This is a genomic window from Micromonospora qiuiae (assembly GCF_016863555.1).
In the GTDB taxonomy this organism is placed as follows: Bacteria; Actinomycetota; Actinomycetes; order Mycobacteriales; family Micromonosporaceae; genus Micromonospora; species Micromonospora qiuiae.
Genome location: NZ_BOPC01000083.1, coordinates 16,170 through 33,256, shown reverse-complemented (window position 1 = coordinate 33,256; position 17,087 = coordinate 16,170). Strand labels below are relative to the sequence as shown.

At 71.4% G+C, this 17,087-nt stretch carries 17 protein-coding genes; 10 read left to right on the top strand and 7 right to left on the bottom strand.

The window, feature by feature from the left end:
* Nucleotides 1-54 precede the first annotated feature (54 nt).
* Entirely contained in the window at nt 55-1,815 is a 1,761-nt protein-coding gene (gene ctaD / locus Vqi01_RS24675; protein WP_204037232.1) for an aa3-type cytochrome oxidase subunit I, read from the bottom strand.
* A gap of 159 nt (nt 1,816-1,974) precedes the next feature.
* Nucleotides 1,975-3,081, bottom strand: coding sequence for an FAD-dependent monooxygenase (locus tag Vqi01_RS24670; protein WP_204037236.1), 1,107 nt, complete (start codon nt 3,079-3,081; stop codon nt 1,975-1,977).
* A 388-nt stretch (nt 3,082-3,469) separates the two neighbouring features.
* Here Vqi01_RS24670 and Vqi01_RS24665 point away from each other — a divergent pair, with 388 nt between their 5' ends.
* Together Vqi01_RS24665 and Vqi01_RS24660 are read left to right on the top strand one after the other, a co-directional pair.
* Nucleotides 3,470-4,597, top strand: coding sequence for a glycoside hydrolase family 12 protein (locus Vqi01_RS24665; protein WP_204037231.1), 1,128 nt, complete (start codon nt 3,470-3,472; stop codon nt 4,595-4,597).
* 137 nt (nt 4,598-4,734) lie between these two features.
* Nucleotides 4,735-5,256: a GNAT family N-acetyltransferase gene (locus Vqi01_RS24660; RefSeq protein ID WP_204037230.1), complete on the top strand. Its 522-nt coding sequence runs from the start codon at nt 4,735-4,737 to the stop codon at nt 5,254-5,256.
* A 52-nt stretch (nt 5,257-5,308) separates the two neighbouring features.
* Here the strand turns inward: Vqi01_RS24660 and Vqi01_RS24655 are convergent, their stop codons facing one another.
* Nucleotides 5,309-6,097: an aldo/keto reductase gene (locus Vqi01_RS24655; RefSeq protein ID WP_204037229.1), complete on the bottom strand. Its 789-nt coding sequence runs from the start codon at nt 6,095-6,097 to the stop codon at nt 5,309-5,311.
* On the opposite strand from Vqi01_RS24655, the gene Vqi01_RS24650 reads away from it, so the two are divergent.
* Genes Vqi01_RS24650 through Vqi01_RS24640 form a run of 3 tightly spaced genes read left to right on the top strand, consistent with a single transcriptional unit; the run spans nt 6,089 to nt 8,612 of the window.
* Entirely contained in the window at nt 6,089-6,262 is a 174-nt protein-coding gene (locus tag Vqi01_RS24650) for a hypothetical protein (RefSeq protein WP_204037228.1), read from the top strand. The genes Vqi01_RS24655 and Vqi01_RS24650 overlap by 9 nt on opposite strands.
* Nucleotides 6,247-7,401, top strand: coding sequence for a DNA polymerase ligase N-terminal domain-containing protein (locus Vqi01_RS24645; RefSeq protein ID WP_204037227.1), 1,155 nt, complete (start codon nt 6,247-6,249; stop codon nt 7,399-7,401). Before Vqi01_RS24650 ends, Vqi01_RS24645 begins: the two co-directional genes overlap by 16 nt.
* A 17-nt stretch (nt 7,402-7,418) precedes the next feature.
* Nucleotides 7,419-8,612: a threonine synthase gene (locus Vqi01_RS24640; protein ID WP_204037226.1), complete on the top strand. Its 1,194-nt coding sequence runs from the start codon at nt 7,419-7,421 to the stop codon at nt 8,610-8,612.
* 127 nt (nt 8,613-8,739) lie between these two features.
* On the opposite strand, the gene Vqi01_RS24635 is transcribed toward Vqi01_RS24640, so the two are convergent.
* On the bottom strand, nt 8,740-9,132 hold the full coding sequence (locus Vqi01_RS24635) for a cupin domain-containing protein (RefSeq protein ID WP_204037225.1): 393 nt from the start codon (nt 9,130-9,132) through the stop codon (nt 8,740-8,742).
* 166 nt (nt 9,133-9,298) lie between these two features.
* Between Vqi01_RS24635 and Vqi01_RS24630 the strand changes: the two genes are divergently transcribed.
* Together Vqi01_RS24630 and Vqi01_RS24625 are read left to right on the top strand one after the other, a co-directional pair.
* Nucleotides 9,299-9,691, top strand: coding sequence for a PepSY domain-containing protein (locus tag Vqi01_RS24630; protein WP_239098636.1), 393 nt, complete (start codon nt 9,299-9,301; stop codon nt 9,689-9,691).
* Nucleotides 9,692-10,038: 347 nt separating this feature from the next.
* Nucleotides 10,039-11,115: a beta family protein gene (locus Vqi01_RS24625; protein WP_204037223.1), complete on the top strand. Its 1,077-nt coding sequence runs from the start codon at nt 10,039-10,041 to the stop codon at nt 11,113-11,115.
* A 5-nt stretch (nt 11,116-11,120) separates the two neighbouring features.
* On the opposite strand, the gene Vqi01_RS24620 is transcribed toward Vqi01_RS24625, so the two are convergent.
* The 3 genes from Vqi01_RS24620 to Vqi01_RS24610 form a co-directional block, all read right to left on the bottom strand.
* Nucleotides 11,121-11,402 (bottom strand): adhesin, encoded by a 282-nt coding sequence (locus tag Vqi01_RS24620; RefSeq protein WP_204037222.1) that lies wholly within the window; start codon nt 11,400-11,402, stop codon nt 11,121-11,123.
* 303 nt (nt 11,403-11,705) lie between these two features.
* Entirely contained in the window at nt 11,706-12,716 is a 1,011-nt protein-coding gene (locus Vqi01_RS24615; protein ID WP_239098635.1) for a hypothetical protein, read from the bottom strand.
* A 188-nt stretch (nt 12,717-12,904) separates the two neighbouring features.
* Nucleotides 12,905-13,501: a pentapeptide repeat-containing protein gene (locus Vqi01_RS24610; RefSeq protein ID WP_204037221.1), complete on the bottom strand. Its 597-nt coding sequence runs from the start codon at nt 13,499-13,501 to the stop codon at nt 12,905-12,907.
* 73 nt (nt 13,502-13,574) lie between these two features.
* On the opposite strand from Vqi01_RS24610, the gene Vqi01_RS24605 reads away from it, so the two are divergent.
* The 3 genes from Vqi01_RS24605 to Vqi01_RS24595 all read left to right on the top strand — a co-directional run bounded on the left by Vqi01_RS24605 (nt 13,575) and on the right by Vqi01_RS24595 (nt 17,059).
* Complete coding sequence (locus Vqi01_RS24605) at nt 13,575-14,807, top strand: serine hydrolase domain-containing protein (RefSeq protein ID WP_204037220.1); 1,233 nt, start codon at nt 13,575-13,577, stop codon at nt 14,805-14,807.
* A 59-nt stretch (nt 14,808-14,866) separates the two neighbouring features.
* Nucleotides 14,867-15,508 (top strand): NAD(P)-dependent oxidoreductase, encoded by a 642-nt coding sequence (locus Vqi01_RS24600; protein ID WP_204037219.1) that lies wholly within the window; start codon nt 14,867-14,869, stop codon nt 15,506-15,508.
* A 108-nt stretch (nt 15,509-15,616) separates the two neighbouring features.
* Nucleotides 15,617-17,059, top strand: a complete 1,443-nt coding sequence (locus Vqi01_RS24595; RefSeq protein WP_239098634.1) for a M20/M25/M40 family metallo-hydrolase — start codon at nt 15,617-15,619, stop codon at nt 17,057-17,059.
* The last annotated feature ends 28 nt before the right edge of the window (nt 17,060-17,087 follow it).

Genomic DNA, 17,087 nt, shown 5'->3' with positions numbered 1-17,087 from the left:
CGCCATCCCTGTTGGAGGGGATGGCGCCCGTCGGGTGGTTCGGTGGGTGGTGGGTCAGCGACGGTCGACGTTGGCGGCGGTGTCTTCCTGGTAGCTGGCACCGCCGTCGGACTCGCTGGTCAGCGGCTTGGAGCCGCCCTCTGGCGGGCCGACAAGGGTCTGCTGCCCGGCGGCCAGCTCGGGGAACTTGGCGTCGAAGGCCGGCCGCTCGGAGCGGATCCGGGGCATCCGGTCGAAGTTGCGCAGCGGCGGCGGCGAGCTGGTCGCCCACTCGAGCGAGTTGCCGTGGCCCCACGGGTCGTCGACCTCGACCACCGGGCCGGCCTTGTACGACTTCCAGCAGTTGTAGATGAACGGCAGCGTCGAGATACCGGTGATGAACGCACCGACCGTGGAGATCACGTTCAGCGTGGTGAAGCCGTCTTCGGGCAGGTAGTCGGCGTACCGCCGGGGCATGCCCTCGTTGCCGAGCCAGTGCTGCACCAGGAAGGTGGCGTGGAAGCCGATCATGGTCAGCCAGAAGTGGACCTTCCCGAGGCGCTCGTCGAGCATCCGGCCGAACATCTTCGGGAACCAGAAGTAGATGCCGGCGAACACCGCGAAGACGATGGTGCCGAAGAGCACGTAGTGGAAGTGCGCCACCACGAAGTACGAGTCGTGCAGGTGGAAGTCGAGCGGCGGGGCGGCCAGCAGCACACCGGTCAGGCCACCGAGCAGGAAGGTGACCAGGAAGCCGATGGAGAACAGCATCGGCGTCTCGAAGCTGATCTGCCCCCGCCACATGGTGCCGACCCAGTTGAAGAACTTCATGCCGGTGGGTACGGCGATCAGGTAGCTCAGGAAGCTGAAGAACGGCAGCAGCACCTGACCGGTGGCGAACATGTGGTGCGCCCAGACGCTCATCGACAGGCCGGCGATGGCGATGGTGGCGGCGACCAGACCCTTGTAGCCGAAGATCGGCTTGCGGGAGAAGACCGGGATGATCTCGCTGATGATGCCGAAGAACGGCAGCGCGATAATGTACACCTCGGGGTGACCGAAGAACCAGAACAGGTGCTGCCAGAGCATCGGCCCGCCGGTCTCGGCACTGAACACCTGGGCGCCGAGCAACCGGTCCGCGGCGAGCGCGAGCAGCGCGGCGGCCAGCAGCGGGAAGACCAGGATCACCAGGAGGCTGGTGACCAGGATGTTCCAAGTGAAGATCGGCATCCGGAACATGGTCATGCCGGGCGCGCGCAGGGTCAGGATCGTGGTGATCATGTTGACCGCGCCCAGGATGGTGCCCAGACCGGAGATGACCAGGCCGATCACCCACAGGTTGCCGCCGACGCCCGGGGAGTGCTCGGCATTGGCCAGCGGGGTGTACCCGGTCCAGCCGAAGTCCGCCGCGCCCTGCGGGGTGAGGAAGCCTGCGGTGGCCATGGTGCCGCCGAACAGGTACAGCCAGTACGCGAAGCTGTTCAGCCGCGGGAAGGCGACGTCGGGCGCACCGATATGGATGGGCACGATGTAGTTGGCGAACGCGAACACGATGGGCGTCGCGAAGAACAACAGCATGATCGTGCCGTGCATGGTGAACAGCTGGTTGAACTGTTCGGGCGACAAGAACTGCAGTCCGGGCTGGGCCAGCTCGGCCCGCATGATCAGGGCCATCACGCCACCGATCATGAAAAACACGAACGCGGTGACCATGTACATGATCCCGATTTGCTTCGCGTCCGTGGTCCGCAAAAGCCGCGCGATGGTCGACCCCTTGACCGGTTCGCGGACCGGCCAGGGCCGGGTCACGACCGGCTTGGGTGCGACGGTGGTCACGAGTGGCCTCCGGTTCTGGGTTGTCCCGCTCGGCACGCTGTCTGGGCGGGCCGTCATCCGCAAGGAGGATAGTCCCCGGCAGGTGAGAGCACCGCGTGGGGTCACCGGACGTGGATCACAGCGGGCCTGGCAGCGCCGCCTACGGTCACCGGACGTGGATCACAGCGGGCCGAGGAGCAGCCGGTAGTGCTCACCGAAAATGCGGTCGCCGCGCCCGCGCAACAGCGGATCACGCAGTGCCGGCGGCACGTCCCGGGTGCGGTCACGGTCCCGGGTCCGGTCCCGCACCCAACGGGTACGCGGCCGGCGGCGGCTCTCGTACGCGGTCAGCGCCGCCTCCACGCTGCTCGCGGCGCTCAGCGCCTCGGCGAGCACCACCGCGTCCTCCAGGGCCATCGCGGCACCCTGAGCCAGCGTCGGCGCGGTGGCGTGGGCCGCGTCACCGACCAGCAGCACCCGGCCCCGGTACCAGCGTCCGAGTTCCACCTCGTCGGTCGTGCCGACGTGCACCGCGTCGAGCGCGTCGAGCACCTCCGGCACCGGCCCTCCGTAGTCGCCGAACAGTTCGCGCAACCGGGCCTGCGGATCGGCCGGCGCTTCGGTGCCCGCCTCGTCGGCGTAGCAGTGCAGCCGGCCGGCGCCGATCGGCACCACGAGAAAGCCGGAGCGCCGCCCGAGCAGCGCGGTCCACTCGTCGATCACCGGGCCGTGCCGCACGACGCCGCGATAGACCACCTGGCCGGCGGGGCGGGGCGGGCCGCCGAGCGCGGCGAGCGCCCGGATCGACGACCGGGGTCCGTCGGCCCCGATCACCAGGTCGTACTCGGTCTGGGTGCCGTCGACGAAGGTGACGCCGACGGTGGCGGGCAGCAGGTCGATGGTGCGCACCTCGGCACCGTGCCGGACCGCCCCGCCGGCTCCGCTGAGCAGCACTCGGTGCAGGTCGGAGCGGGGCAGCGCCCGGCACTCGCCGACCCCGGCCCAGAGCGTGTCGAGGTCGACCTCGCACAGCGGCGCACCGGCCTCGTCGAGAAAGCGCTGCCGGTGGATGACCTGCCCGTACGGGCGTACCGGGCCGTCGAGATCCAGCCGGCGGAGCGCTCGGGCGGCGTTGCCGGGAAGGTAGAGGCCGGCGTCGGTGAATTCACCCGGCGGTGCCTTGTCGGTGACGTCCGGGCGGAAGCCCGCCAGGCGCAGGGCCCGGGCCACGGCCAGGCCGGCGATGCCCGCGCCGACGACGAGAATGCGCAGGGGGGAGCCACGCATGGGGGTGTACGCCTCCGGGGGGTTCGGCACGCGTTGAAGGCAAGACACTACTCGGCGCGATCGGGGCACGCCAGAGGCGACCGGCCCGCCGGCACCGCCTCTCGGCGCGACGAGCCGACGTCCAGGGCAGTGCCGGCCCAGCCGGGCGCCTATCGTCGCTGGCCGGATGCGGAGAGGGGGCGGGCGGGTGGCCGATGGTCGAGGGCGGCGGCCCACCTCACATTTCCCGCATATCTCCCCACCGGTTGCGCTACTTGTTTCGTACATGTAAATGTGACGATGAGCGTGGGAGCGCTCCCGGAAATCACCCGTCCGCGAGCGTTCTCCGACCGCTCCGTCCGCCAACCCGTCCTGGCGTCGCAGGTGACGCCGCAGCGCAAGGAGCATCATGAAACGTCCCCTGCGGGCCATCATGGCCGTCGGCCTGGTCGCCGCCGGCTCGATCGTCGCCGTGGCCCTCGGCGGCACCGCCTCCGCCGACACACAGATCTGCGAGCAGTACGGCTCCACGGTGATCCAGAACCGCTACGTGGTGCAGAACAACCGCTGGGGCACCACTGCCCAGCAGTGCATCAACGTCACCAGCACCGGCTTCGAGATCACCACCCAGAACGGCAGCAACCCGACCAACGGCGCTCCGACGGCGTACCCGTCGGTCTTCTTCGGCTGCCACTACACCAACTGCTCGCCCGGCACCAACCTGCCGATGCAGGTCAGCCAGATCAGCAGCGCGACCAGCAGCATCAACTACCGGTACGTCAGCGGGGCGATCTACAACGCCTCGTACGACATCTGGCTCGACCCCTCCCCGAAGCGGGACGGGGTGAACCAGATGGAAATCATGATCTGGCTCAACCGGCAGGGCTCCATCCAGCCCATCGGCTCCCCCGTCGGCAACGCCAACATCGACGGCCGCAACTGGGAGGTCTGGCGGGGCAACAACGGTGGCAACAACGTCATCTCCTACCTGGCCCCGTCGGCGATCAGCAGCGCGAATCTCAACCTGCTGGCCTTCATCAACGACACCCGCAACCGGGGCGCGATCACCAACTCCTGGTACCTGACCAGCATCCAGGCCGGGTTCGAGCCCTGGCAGGGTGGCACCGGTCTGGCCGTGACCAACTTCTCGGCCGCGGTCAACGGCGGCGGCAACAACCCTCCGCCGACGACCACCCCGCCGCCCAGCAACCCGCCGCCGGGTAGCGCCGCGTGCGCGGTGAAGTACACCGCCAACTCGTGGAACAACGGCTTCACCGCTGACGTGCAGATCACCAACACCGGGTCGAGCACGATCAACGGCTGGACGCTGACGTACTCGCTGCCTTCCGGTCAGCAGGTGACCAACGCGTGGAACGCCACGGTGAGCCAGAGCGGCTCGTCGGTGACCGCCCGCAACGTCGGCCACAATGGCACGATCGCCCCCGGTGGCACTGCCAGCTTCGGCTACCAGGGCACTCTGAGCGGGGCGTACTCCAACCCCAGCAGCTTCACCCTCAACGGCACCCAATGTAGGTGAAAGGAAGGGCCCCTTCTTAACGCCTCATGCATAGGAAGGGGCCCTTTTTAACGCCGCACATCCACGTCGCAACGCCGCGGTGCAAACTGACAGACAGACAACTGACGGCGGCGACCACGAAAGGATCGATGCGGCCGGTGGACGTACGGCTCGAAGGTGACGGGGTGACCCTGCGCCCATGGGCCGAACGCGACCTGCCGCAACTGGTGGCGGTCTTCGACCACCCGGAGATGGCCCACCGCCTGCCGGTCCCCGCCCCCTTCGATCGGGTCGCGGCCGAGACCTACCTGGACAGGGCCCGCCGTGCGGAGGAGGCCGGCGACCGGATCTACCTCGCCATCACCAGCGGCGACGACCTGGCCCGCGGCGAGGTGATGCTCAACCTGGCCGCCCGCACCATCGGCTACGCGGTCGGGCCCGCGTACCGGGGCCAGCATCTGGCCAGCCGTGCCCTGCGGCTGCTCACCGCGTACGCCCATGTGGTGGCCGGCCTGCCCACGGTGTACCTGGAGATCGAGGCGGACAACGCTGGCAGCATGGCCGTTGCCCGCGCGGCCGGCTACCGGCAGACTCCCGACGAGTCGGTGTTCGTCGAGGACAAGGGACGACGGTACGCCCTGCGCCGCTGGGCGCACACCGAGCCGTCGACCGCCACCTGACGGAGCCGGCGCCGGGGCGCGTGCGACCGGGCCCACTTCGAACGGCAGGTGGTCAGCCCTTCCCCAGGGCGTCGATGTCGCGCATCTCCTCGGCGGTCAGCGAGAAACCGAAAACGTCGGCGTTGGCCCGGATCCGGTCCGGGGTCACCGACTTCGGGATGACCACGATCTCGTGGTCGATGTGCCAGCGCAGCACCACCTGGGCCGGGGAGACGTTGTGCGCCCCGGCGATCCGGGTCAGCACCGGGTCGGACAGGTCGCTGGTCTTGAACGGGCTGTAGCCCTCCAGCACCACTCCGCGGTCACGGTGCTCGGCGTGCCGCTGCCGGTCGTACAGGAACGGGCTCCACTTGATCTGGTTGACCGCCGGATTCTCCTCGGTCGCCTGGATCAGCTCGTCGATCTGGGTGGTGCTGAAGTTACTCACTCCCACCGCTCGGGCCAGGCCCGTGTCGCGTACGGCGAGCATCTCCCGCCAGGTCGGGATCATGTCTCCCGGGTCGGCGGGCGGCCAGTGCAACAGCCACAGGTCGACCTGGTCGACGCCGAGGGCGCGCAGGCTCTCCTCGATCGTCTCCCGTTCCCGGCCGACCCGCTCCGGCGGCAGCTTGGTGGTGATGAAGATGTCCTCCCGGCGCAGTCCGCTCTCGCGTACGGCCCGGCCGATCTCCTCCTCGTTGCCGTACATGGTGGCGGTGTCGATGTGCCGGTAGCCGGCGTCGAGCGCGGCCAGCACCGCCTTGAAGCCGGCCTCACCGGTGGCCTGCCATGTGCCGAACCCGAGCAGCGGGATCCGGACGTCGCCGGGAAGAAGTGCCACGGGGTGGTCAGCATGGTCCATACCGACCTTTCTACCCCCGATCACCGCCACCATGCCGGCAATCAGGGGAGCGGCCCGATCGCGGCGGTCGACCCGTCCCGGCACGGGCACGCCGGCCCGGACACCCTGGAGAGCGGCACGCCGGCCCGTTTTGCCGGACAATGCGGGGTGTGGCTGACCGGCTGACGGAGTACCGGCGCAAGCGGGACGCGGCGCGTACCCCGGAGCCGGTCCCGCCGGAGGGTCGAAGCCGGCGCCGGAACGCGGGCGGACGGGCCCGCTTCGTCATCCAGCAGCACCACGCCCGCAGCCTGCACTGGGACCTGCGGCTGGAGCGCGACGGCGTGCTCGCCTCCTGGGCGGTACCGCGCGGGTTGCCCCGGGAGCCCGGGCGCAACCACCTCGCCGTGCACACCGAGGACCATCCGATGGAGTACCTCGACTTCGCCGGTGAGATCCCCGCCGGCGAGTACGGCGGCGGGCTGATGACCATTCACGACCGGGGCACCTACCGCTGCGAGAAGTGGCAGGACCGCGAGGTGGTCGTGGAGCTGCACGGCGACCGGACCTCCGGGCGGTACGTGCTGTTCGCCACCGGCGGCCGGGACGGCCGGGACTGGATGGTACGCCGCACCGATCCGGCGCCGCCGGGCTGGACCAGCATGCCGGAGCTGGTCGCGCCGATGCGCCCCACCCGGGCCGCCCGGCTCCCGGCCGACCAGGCGAACTGGGGATACGAGCTGCGCTGGGACGGGGCACGGGCAGTGGCGTACGTCTCGGGCGGCCGGTTGCGGCTGCTCTCCGACACCGGCGAGGAGATCACCGGCGGATACCCGTGGCTGCGGACGATGGCCGAGGCGCTGGCCCCGACCGAGGCGGTGCTGGACGGCGTCCTGGTCCGCATCGACCGAACCGGCCGGGTCCGCCCACCCACAGACGGGAGGAAGCAACCGGGCCCAGGCGGGCGGAAGCAACCGGGCCCAAGCGGGCGGAAGCAAACAGGCGGCCGAGAGCAACCGGGCCCAGGCGGACGGGGCCGACCGCGCCGGGGTGCCGCCGACACCCAGTACCTGCTGGTCGACCTGCTCTGGTTGGAGGGCCTGACCAGTGCCGACCTGCCGTACCCGCAGCGTCGGGAACTGCTCGACGGCCTGGACCTGGCCGGGCCGCACTGGCAGACTCCGCCGTGGTTTCCCGGTACCGGGGTCGAGGCCCTGCACGCGGCGCGCGAGCAGGGGTTGCCCGGGGTGGTCGCGAAGCGGCTGGACTCGGTCTACGAGCCGGGGCGGCGTAGCCCGACGTGGCGCAGCATCGACGCGAGCTGAGACGCGAGGAGCATGGTGTGTACCTGACCCACCTGGAGTGTCCACGCTGCGGACGGGAACACGACGCCGGCGTACCCCAGAATCTCTGCGGCTGCGGCTCCCCGCTGCTGGCCCGTTACGACCTCGCGGCAGTGGCCGGAGCGGTCGAGCCGGAACGCTTCGGGCTACGCCCGGCGGACCTGTGGCGCTACCGGGAGTTGCTGCCGGTGGCGGACCCGGCCTGCGTCACCACCCTCGGCGAGGGCTGGACCCCGATGCTGCGCGCGCCCGCGTACGGCGGCCAGGTCGGCGTCGACGACCTGCTGGTCAAGGATGAGGGGTTGACCCCGACCGGTTCGTTCAAGGCACGCGGCGCGGCGGTGGGCGTGAGCCGCGCCCGCGAGCTGGGCATCCGACGGATCGCCATGCCGACCAACGGCAACGCGGGCGCCGCCTGGGCCACCTACGCGGCCCGTGCCGGAATGGGCGCGATCATCGGGATGCCGCTTTCCGCGCCGGCCATCTGCCGCCGGGAGTGCGTGGCCGCCGGCGCCGACCTGCGCCTGGTCGACGGGCTGATCGGCGACGCCGGGCGCCAGGTCGCCGCGCTCGTCGCGGCCTCGTCGGGCACCATCTTCGACGCCGGTACGCTGCGCGAGCCGTACCGGCTCGAAGGCAAGAAGACGATGGGGTACGAGCTTGTCGAGCAGTTGGGCTGGCAGGTGCCCGACGTGATCGTCTACCCGACCGGTGGCGGGGTGGGCCTGATCGGCATCCACAAGGCCCTCGGCGAGCTGCGGGAACTCGGCTGGATCGAGGACCGGCTGCCCCGGCTGGTGGCGGTGCAGTCCACCGGCTGCGCGCCGATCGTGCGGGCGTTCGCCGCCGGGGAGGATCGGGCCCGCCCCTGGGCGGACGCGCACACCGTGGCGTTCGGGATCACCGTGCCGGCACCGCTCGGCGACGAGCTGATCCTGGCCGCGCTGCGGGCCACCGCCGGCACCGCGATCGCCGTGGACGACGACGAGATCCTCGCCGACCTGCGCGACTTCGCCGCCTGGGAGGGGCTGCTGCTCTGCCCCGAGGGAGCGGCCTGCCTGACCGCCGTGCGGAAGCTGCGGGCCGGCGGCTGGATCCGCGCCGGCGAGCGGGTGGTGGTGCTGAACACCGGTGCTGGCGTGAAGTATCCGGAGACGGTGGACGTCTCCGGCGTACCAGTCCTGCCTCGGTGAATCCCAGTCGACGCGCGCTCGGCCGCCCCACCTTCGTCGATCTTGCACTTTCCGTCGCCACATATCCTCTTGAAGGCGACGAAACGGCGACCAAAGGTGCAAGATCGACGCGGTGGGGTGGGCGCGATCAGGAAGTCGGCGGCTCGTCCTTCCCGGCGGCCTCGGCCTCGTCGGCCTCCTCCTTGGTCCGGTGCACCGCCTGATCGGCGTGCTCCGGTGGGCCGTAGACGGTGTAGAGCACCAGCGGGTTCGGCCCGGTGTTGACGAAGTTGTGCTTGGTGCCGGCGGGCACGACCACCAGGTCGCCCTGGACGACCTCCCGCTTCTCGCTGGCGACGCGGGCCTCGCCGGTGCCGCTGACGAAGGTGAGGATCTGGTCGATGTCCTCGTGGACCTCCTCGCCGATCTCACCTCCCGCCGGGATCGTCATGATCACTAGTTGGGTGTTCTTCCCGGTCCACAGCACGCGCCGGAAATCCGGGCTCTTCTCAGCGACAGTCGCGATAGTGAAGTGCTCCATGCCCCGCACATACCCCGTTCCGGGCCGGCCCACGCCGCGACCGGCAAATGGTGGAATCGGCCACGCTTCGAGGGTTTGCACCGGCGCCGAACGGGGATCGACACGACTGATCGGCGATCCCGGTCACGCCAAGTCCCCGCTGACGTACCGCCGTACGGCTGCGGTGGTGGGAGACGGCCGAGCGCGGCGACGTTCCGACCCTCGTGGAACGGCGCCGCGCGCTCGTGCCGTCTCCGCCGCCCGGCACGCCAGGCCACCCCGGTCACCGGCCGGGGCGCCGCGGTCGAAAGGTGCTCAGTCGTCGTCGGGCTCCAGCACGGGCACCCCCGCGGCCCAGGCCAGTGGCGGCCGGCTGGAGCTGGGCAAGCGACCCGGCGGCGGCCAGATCACGGAGATCGAGCGGGATCGGGAGAACGACCGGCCGGTCTGGGAGGTCGAGATCGTGCGGGGCGACACCGAGCATGAGATCGACATCGACCGGGAGGCCGGCCAGGTGGTCAAGGCCGAGCAGGAGCCGCTCGACGACGACACGGACGATGACGACCGCGACGACGACTGACGTCCTTTGGGGCCTGGCCGCGAACCCAGACCCAGGCCCGTCTGGCGGTGACATCGGGCAGGGGTCAGCGCTCCCGATGCAGCCAGGCAAGCAGGTCGGGTGGGGCCAGCGCGGCGACACGCGCCCGGTAGCGGGCTCGGGTGACGTCGTCGACCAGCGCTGGAACGGGTGCTGATCACGATGTCGCCCGGACGACGGGGGAAGTCCCGCCACCGGGCGCTGTCCTCGTCGGGAGAGCGGTATCGGGGCGTCGGGCATCCGCTGGCGATAGTCGGCCGGTCGGCCCACGTTCGGGCTGTTTCGTTGGCTTGCCTATGGGCTGCGCAAAGGCGTAGCTACACTGAGCTATGACGCCTGGCTGCGGGGGCCGGGCGGCGCGCGTGGTCTACCGCCCGATCCTGCCCGCCCGACGGGGCGAGTTGGAAGCGCTCGGTCACCTCGACGCCGCCCTGGCTCCGATCATCGCCCCGATCCTGCGTCTGTCCAACGTGGATCGCTTTGTCGTGGATGCCATCGGCCGGCTGCCGTCGGGGCTCGTTCCGGCCATCGACGCCGGGGACCGGTGCGACCTGACGGAAGCCGATCCGGCCCGCTGGGGCGTACCGCTGATGCCGGTGATCGGGCTCGCGGACGGCGAGCGGCGGCTGGCGGCGCACGGTGTCGCGGCGCGGGCCTACACCGGGCGGGCCGTGGTGCGGCTGCGGCTCGGCCAGGACCGGGCCGATCCCGACGCGACCACCGCGGCCATGGAGCGGATCTGGCGGTACGCACGACTGGCCCCCGAGCAGTGCGACCTGCTCGTGGACTGCGGTGACGTGTGCTGCCCGGCGGACGTACGGGCGACCGAGCCGCGGGTCCGACGGGTGCTGGACTGGGCACGCCGGCACGCGTGGCATTCGGCCAGCGTGGCGGCCGGTGGGATGCCGCCGACGCCGTACCGGCTGCCCACCGACGAGCCGGTACGGCTGGACCGCTGGGACTGGCTGCTCTGGCAGCGGCTGGCCGACCTCGACGTGGGGTTCGGCGATTACGGCGTCACCCCGGCGACGCCCGATTCGGAGCCGGGCGGCGACCGGCTGCCGACCGTCCCTTACACCGCTGACGGCGCCTGGTGGATCTACCGATGGTCGCGCCGCGGCGGGCGGGGGGACGAGCGGATGACCGACCTCTGTCGCACCCTGGTGTCGGCGCCGCACTGGGCGCCGGCCGGGGCGGGCTTCTCCTGGGGCGACCACGAGATCCTGCGCCGAGCCCGGCGGGTGGCCGGCGCCGGGTCGGCGAGCAACTGGATCGCGTGGAGCACCTCGCACCACCTCGCCCACGTGCTCGACGCGTTGCGGAAGCCGGCTCGCGCCCCGGCCCGGCAACCCGGGGCGATCCCGTCGCGGCGTAGCCGCGCGCCCCGCCCGAGAGTGACCGGCTGAGCCCGCTACTGCTTCTCGGTGAACCCGAACTGCACGATGCCCTCGTCGTCCACCGTCGCGTCGACCGAGGCGTCGCCGAGCAGGTCGGCGGCGTCGGAATCGAGGAAGATCCGCGCGCCCTGGTTGTCGACCACCTGGTCACCCTCGATCGGCGCGGCGACCAGCTCGACGGTGAGCGAACCGGCCACGGTGTCCGCGGCAATGCGTACGCCGCCGTCCTCGGCGACGTCCTGCTGGTTGGCGAGGTCACGAATCACCAGGACGGCGTTGTCGGTCATCGTGAGCATGGTGGGAACTCCTCGTGGGTTTGGTTGGTGCCCGGATACGTCACGCCAGCGCTGCGGTCTCGTGGGGCCGGACTCGGCCCGTTACCGTCGGTGGACCACCGTCATATCGGGGCAGCTCAGCGCCCCTCGCACTGCCCACGGTGCCCGCTGCCGGAGCATTCGTCAAATAGCCGGTCGCCAATTGAATTGGCCGGCATGACGACGCCGAAAGCGGGTAGAACACGGGCTTGGGCCGGCGTCTTGGGATAGTTGTTAACAAGGGGCCCTTCCTATACACGAGGCGTTAACAAGGGGCCCTTCCTTTCACCTCAGGGTGAGCGCTTGGAGGCCGACGTTGCCGCAGTGCGGGGTGAAGGTTTCCTCGACCCTCCAGGTGAGCAGCAGCCGGGCCCCCTTCGGTGCCTTGAACCGGACGGTGACCCCGGTGGACTGGCTGGTGTGCCGTTCCTCGAGGCGGAGGCTGCGGCCGGGGCCGCCGTCGGAGAATCGGACGTCCAGGCGGCCCCGGGCCATCCAGACGCCGAGGTAGACGGTGGCGGTACGCGGCTGGCCGTCGGCGACGACGGCGAGGTCGAAACCGTTGCCCGCGCCGCAGGTGAGGACCCCGTCGGGCGTGGGGTCGGCCGACTCGACCGGCGCGCCGTCGCGCCACCCGAAGAGTTCCTGATTGCCGTCCCAGCCGCTCCGCTCGCCCCGGCCGCCCAGGTCGAGGATCTCGGCGGAACCGTCGCGTTTGCGCACCGTCGCCCCGGCGCCGCCCAGCCCCCAGTGCAGCCAGTCGCGCCGGCCCTGTTCGGTCAGGTCCACGGTGGCCGGGATGTCGGCACGGCTCACGGTCAGCGTCGACGGCGCGGCCGGAGGCGCTGGCGCCGTGCCGGGCGTCGAGCTGCTGGGGGTGGGACTCGGCGACCGCTCGCGGGGGCGCAGCCCGGGCACGGCGGGAGCGGTGGGCACCGGGCTCGGCAGGCTCGGCCGACCGACCACCGCCGGCAGGCCGTCGGACTCCGCCGGGATGTCCGGGGTCGGCTCCGACCACCAGTTCACGAACCCGACCAGGGCCAGGAGGCCGGCGAAGGCGGCCACGGCCTCGACCGCGCAGCGGCGGCGCCGACGGGCCCGGGCCAGCCGACGGGTGCCGCCCCGGCTCTCGCTCGTCAACTGTGGCTGACGCCGGTGGGCCGCCGCGCGACGAGGCAGGTGGTCCCGGATGCCGCCGAGGCGGACCGAGCGGTGCCGGGCGGATCCGCCGCGGTGGGCCGCCCGGTTGGGGCGCGACGGCGGTTCACCGCTTGGCGCGGCAGGTTCCTCGGCCACCGACTCTCCACTTCTGCCGGGCCGGACTCGCACCCGGCGCGCTCGACCCGAACCCGGGGCCGACTCACATTCGCATCAGGGGAGCCGTTCGCGCTAGTGCGCGCCGAACGCATCGATCGATCCGGGTTTGCCGGAGCCGGGCTGCCCAGGTGTCCACATCGCTCACACACGGCTCGTGTGCCGCACTGTCAGTCCCGGATGTCGAAACCGAGCGCCTGGGCCAGGGCCGCGGCCTGAAGAACGTCGATGATCGTACCGGCCCGCTGCACCGCTGTCGGATCCAGCCCGGTCAGATCGCTGCCGCGAAGGTCCGCTCGGGACAGTCGGACTCCCCGCCACTGCGCGTCGGAAAAGTCGACGCCGGTCAGCGTCGCCCCGGTCAGGTCGGCCCCGGACAGGTCGGCCTCCCGCATGCGTACGCCGGTGAACCGCCCGCCGCGCAGGTCGGCTCCGGCCAGGGTGACGAAGGACCAGTCGCCGCCGGTGACCGTCAGCGGGCGCAGGTCGCACCGGTCGAAGGTGCTGCCGATGACCTTGCAGCCGGTGAACTCCGCCTCGAAGAGGTTGCACCGGATGAACGTGCAGCGGGTGAAGGCCGAATCGGTGTGCCGGGAGACGTTGAACCGCACGTCGCCGAAGGTGCAGCCGACGAAAGTCGCGCCCCGGCTGGTCGCCTCGGTCAGGTCGACCCGGTGGAAGGCGCAGCCGACGAAGTGCCGGTCGGCCAGATCCTCGGCGTACCAGTCCTCGTCGTGGAAGGTGACGTCCTCGATCGGCTCCGGCATGTCGGCAGGCTACCCGCCGACGCCGACACTCACGTCTTCCCCGGCACCCGTACCGGCCGGTAGGTTCGGTCGGGTGAGCACGACACGCAGCACCGACGCGGCACAGCTCGGCTTCGACCCGGCGCGGCTGGCCCGGATCGACGAGCATTTCGGCAGGTACGTCGAGGACGGCCGGCTTCCCGGCTGGCAACTGGTCGTCACCCGGCGCGGGGAGATCGCGCACGCCTCGACGTACGGGCTGCGAGACCGAGAGTCCGGCGCCCCGGTCGCCGACGACACCCTGTGGCGGATCTACTCGATGACCAAGCCGATCACCTCGGTGGCGGCGATGGTGCTCTGGGAGGAGGGCCACTTCGAGCTGACCGACGAGATCGGCCGCTGGCTGCCCGAGTTCGCCGACATGCGGGTCTACTCGAAGGGGTCGACGCTCAAGCCGTACACCGTGCCGGCGATCGAGCCGATCCGGGTGTGGCACCTGCTCACCCACACCGCCGGGCTGACGTACGGCTGGATGCAGACCTCCGTGGTCGACGGCCTGTACCGGGCCGCCGGCTACGACCTCTACCCACCGGCGGATGTGGACCTGGCCGAGGCCAGCCGGTCCTTCGGTGCGCTGCCGTTGCTGTTCCAGCCCGGCACCGCCTGGGGATACTCGGTCGCCACCGACGTGCTGGGCCGGCTGATCGAGGTGGTGTCCGGGCAGAGCCTGGACACCTTCCTCGCCGAACGCGTCCTGCGTCCGCTCGGCATGGACGACACCCGCTGGTACGTCGACGGCGCCGACACCGCCCGGCTCGCCGCGCTGTACGTGCCGGATCCGGCGACCGGCCGGGCGGTGCGCCACGACGCGCTCGGCGACCTGGCGTACGAGAAGCCGGCGCTGCTCTCCGGCGGCGGCGGGTTGATCTCTTCGGCCGCCGACTACCACCGGTTCACCCAGGCGCTGCTGCGCGGCGGGGAACTGGACGGGGTACGTTTGCTCGCCCCTCGCACGGTGCGCTTCATGACCCGCAACCATCTGCCCGGCGGCCAGGACCTCGGGGCCCTGTCCACCGGCGGGTTCGCCGAGACCAGCCTGGACGGGATCGGCTTCGGCCTCGGCTTCGCGGTGGTGGACGACCCGATCCCGGGCCGGCTGCCGAGCAGCGCCGGCGAGTACTACTGGGGCGGGGTGGCCAGCACGGCGTTCTGGGTCGACCCGACCGAGGAGATCACGGCCCTGTTCTTCACCCAGCTGATGCCGTCGAGCACCTGGCCGATCCGGCCGCAGCTGCGGCAGCTGGTCTACGCCGCGCTGCTCGACTGAGATCTCGCGGGATCGCCGTTCCGGGCCCGGCCGGCGGGCCCGGTCCATAGCCTGGGACCGTGAGCGACATCGTCGTGTTCGGAGCGGGCGGCACCGCCGGCTCGCGGATCGTGGTGGAGGCGTTCAACCGGGGGCACCGGGTCGTCGCCGCGGTACGCCGGCCGGAGGCCACCTCGTACCTGCCGGCGGGGGTCCGGGTGGTCACCGGGGACGCCACCAGCGAGCGCAGCGTACGGGAGTTGGCGCCGGAGGCGGACGCGCTGGTGGTGGCGATCGGCGGCGGTGAGCGTACGCTCTGGCCCGACGCGGTCCGGGCGCTGCTCGGCGCACTGCGGGGCATGCCGGCCGCCCCCCGGATCATCCACGTCGGCGGTGGTGCCACCCTGCTCACGCCGGCCGGTACCCGGCTGCTGGACGAGCCCGACTTTCCCGAGGAGTACCGCGACGCCGCGTCGGGCCAGGCGGAGGCGCTGGACCTTTACCGTTCCTCGGCCGACGGGGTGAGCTGGACGTACGTCTCCCCGCCACCGCTGGAGTTCCGTCCGGGCGAACGCACCGGCCGGTACCGCACCGGCACCGACCATCCGGTGACCGACGCCGAGGGCCGCAGCGCGCTCAGCTACGAGGATCTGGCAGTTGCGGTCATCGATGAGATCGAGCAGCCGCGCCACCGAAACATGCGCTTCACCGCCGCGTATTGATCCTCTGATCTTGAGGAGCAGCAGCTCACCCGTTAAATTCGAGCCTCTGTGACTCGGGCAACACACCCCTGACCGCCCGGGTCCGACCTCGAATCGGGAGGCGCCATCTTGTCCTCGCTCGACGACACCGCGACACCCTCGCACGAATCGTCCCCCTCCATCGGCTCCAGCTTCTTCAACCGGCGACGGATGTTGACCGTCGCCCTCGGCGGTGCCGCCACCGTGGCGCTGCCCGCGCCCGCCTGGGCCGCCACCGACCAGCGCCCGGGCGCGCACCGGCCGCCGGTGCTCACGTCGGACGACCGGAAGGTCATCGCGCAGCTCTCCACCCGGCGCGCGCTGGAGCACCTGAAGGTGCTCTCCGAGGACATCGGACCGCGGATCGGTGGCACCGACTCGGAGCGTCGGGCCGCCAACTACATCGCCGGCCAGCTCGACCACTTCGGCTACGACACCACGTTGCAGCCGTTCGCGGTGGCCGACAAGTTCCTCGCCCAGCTCAGCTCGCCGGCGGGCCTGCCGACGGACCTGAACTGGCAGGTCGGGGCGAGCGGGCACGCGGCACTGGACAGCAGCGTCACCGCCTCGGTGGTCGACGTCGGTGCGGGCGCGGCGGGCGACTTCACCGCCGACATCGCCGGCAAGATCGTGCTGGTGGACTACGTCGCGGCTCAGCGTGAGCAGCTGGCGGCGCGGGCGGTGGCCGCCGGCGCGGTCGCCGTGGTCTTCCTCCCGGCCGACCTGGTGGAGCCCCGCCGGGCGCAGGCGTTCTCCCCCACCCTGCCCGGCTCGGCCAACTCGCCGCTGCCGATCCCGGTGGTCGGGGTGGCCCAGGCGCAGAAGCACCGGCTGCGGGCCCTGCTGGCCGCCCGTCCGCTCACCCTCACCATCACCACCACCGCGCACCGCGGGCTGACCTCTCACAACGTTCTGGCCGAGCGGAAGGGGCGGTCGGGGCCGAACGGCCCGGTGGTGATGGTCAGCGCCCACTACGACTCGGTGATCGGCGCGCCGGGCGCCAACGACGACGGCTCCGGCACGGTGCTCTGCCTGGAGCTGGCCCGGGTGCTGAAGGCGATCCCGGTCGACGCCACCGTCCGGTTCGCGCTGTGGGGCTCGGAGGAGCAGGGCCTGATCGGTTCGCGTTACTACGTCCGGGAGCTGCCGCAGGCCGAGCGCGACCGGATCCTCGCCGTCTACCAGAACGACATGGTCGCCACCAGCTGGGACCCGGCGACCCGGTACTGGCTGCTGTCGTTCACCGGCCAGAGCAACCGGGCCACCGACGAGGTCGCCGCCGCCGCGCAGCGGCTCGGCTACCAGCCGCAGATCTCCCCGGTCACCCAGCGCGGGGCCAGCGACCACCAGTCGTTCCAGGAGGTCGGCATCGCCAGCGCGAACTTCTCCTGGCGGGGTGAGGAGTCGCCGGCACTGCTGGAGCCGCCGTACCACAGCCCGGAGGACACCATCGCCAAGAACATCAGCCTGGAACGGCTCCAGGTGTCGATGGAACTGATCGGCTGCGCCGCGTACGCGACGGCACGGTCCTGACCGCTCGGGCGGGGTGCGGCGCGCGCCG

Bases quoted from the DNA above. Each gene is read 5' to 3' on its own strand.
- Vqi01_RS24670 (WP_204037236.1), bottom strand. From the start codon at position 3,081: ATGCGTGGCTCCCCCCTGCGCATTCTCGTCGTCGGCGCGGGCATCGCC.
- Vqi01_RS24665 (WP_204037231.1), top strand. From the start codon at position 3,470: ATGAAACGTCCCCTGCGGGCCATCATGGCCGTCGGCCTGGTCGCCGCC.
- Vqi01_RS24650 (WP_204037228.1), top strand. From the start codon at position 6,089: ATGGTCCATACCGACCTTTCTACCCCCGATCACCGCCACCATGCCGGC.
- Vqi01_RS24655 (WP_204037229.1), bottom strand. From the start codon at position 6,097: ATGGACCATGCTGACCACCCCGTGGCACTTCTTCCCGGCGACGTCCGG.
- Vqi01_RS24635 (WP_204037225.1), bottom strand. From the start codon at position 9,132: ATGGAGCACTTCACTATCGCGACTGTCGCTGAGAAGAGCCCGGATTTC.
- Vqi01_RS24625 (WP_204037223.1), top strand. From the start codon at position 10,039: ATGACGCCTGGCTGCGGGGGCCGGGCGGCGCGCGTGGTCTACCGCCCG.
- Vqi01_RS24620 (WP_204037222.1), bottom strand. From the start codon at position 11,402: ATGCTCACGATGACCGACAACGCCGTCCTGGTGATTCGTGACCTCGCC.
- Vqi01_RS24610 (WP_204037221.1), bottom strand. From the start codon at position 13,501: ATGCCGGAGCCGATCGAGGACGTCACCTTCCACGACGAGGACTGGTAC.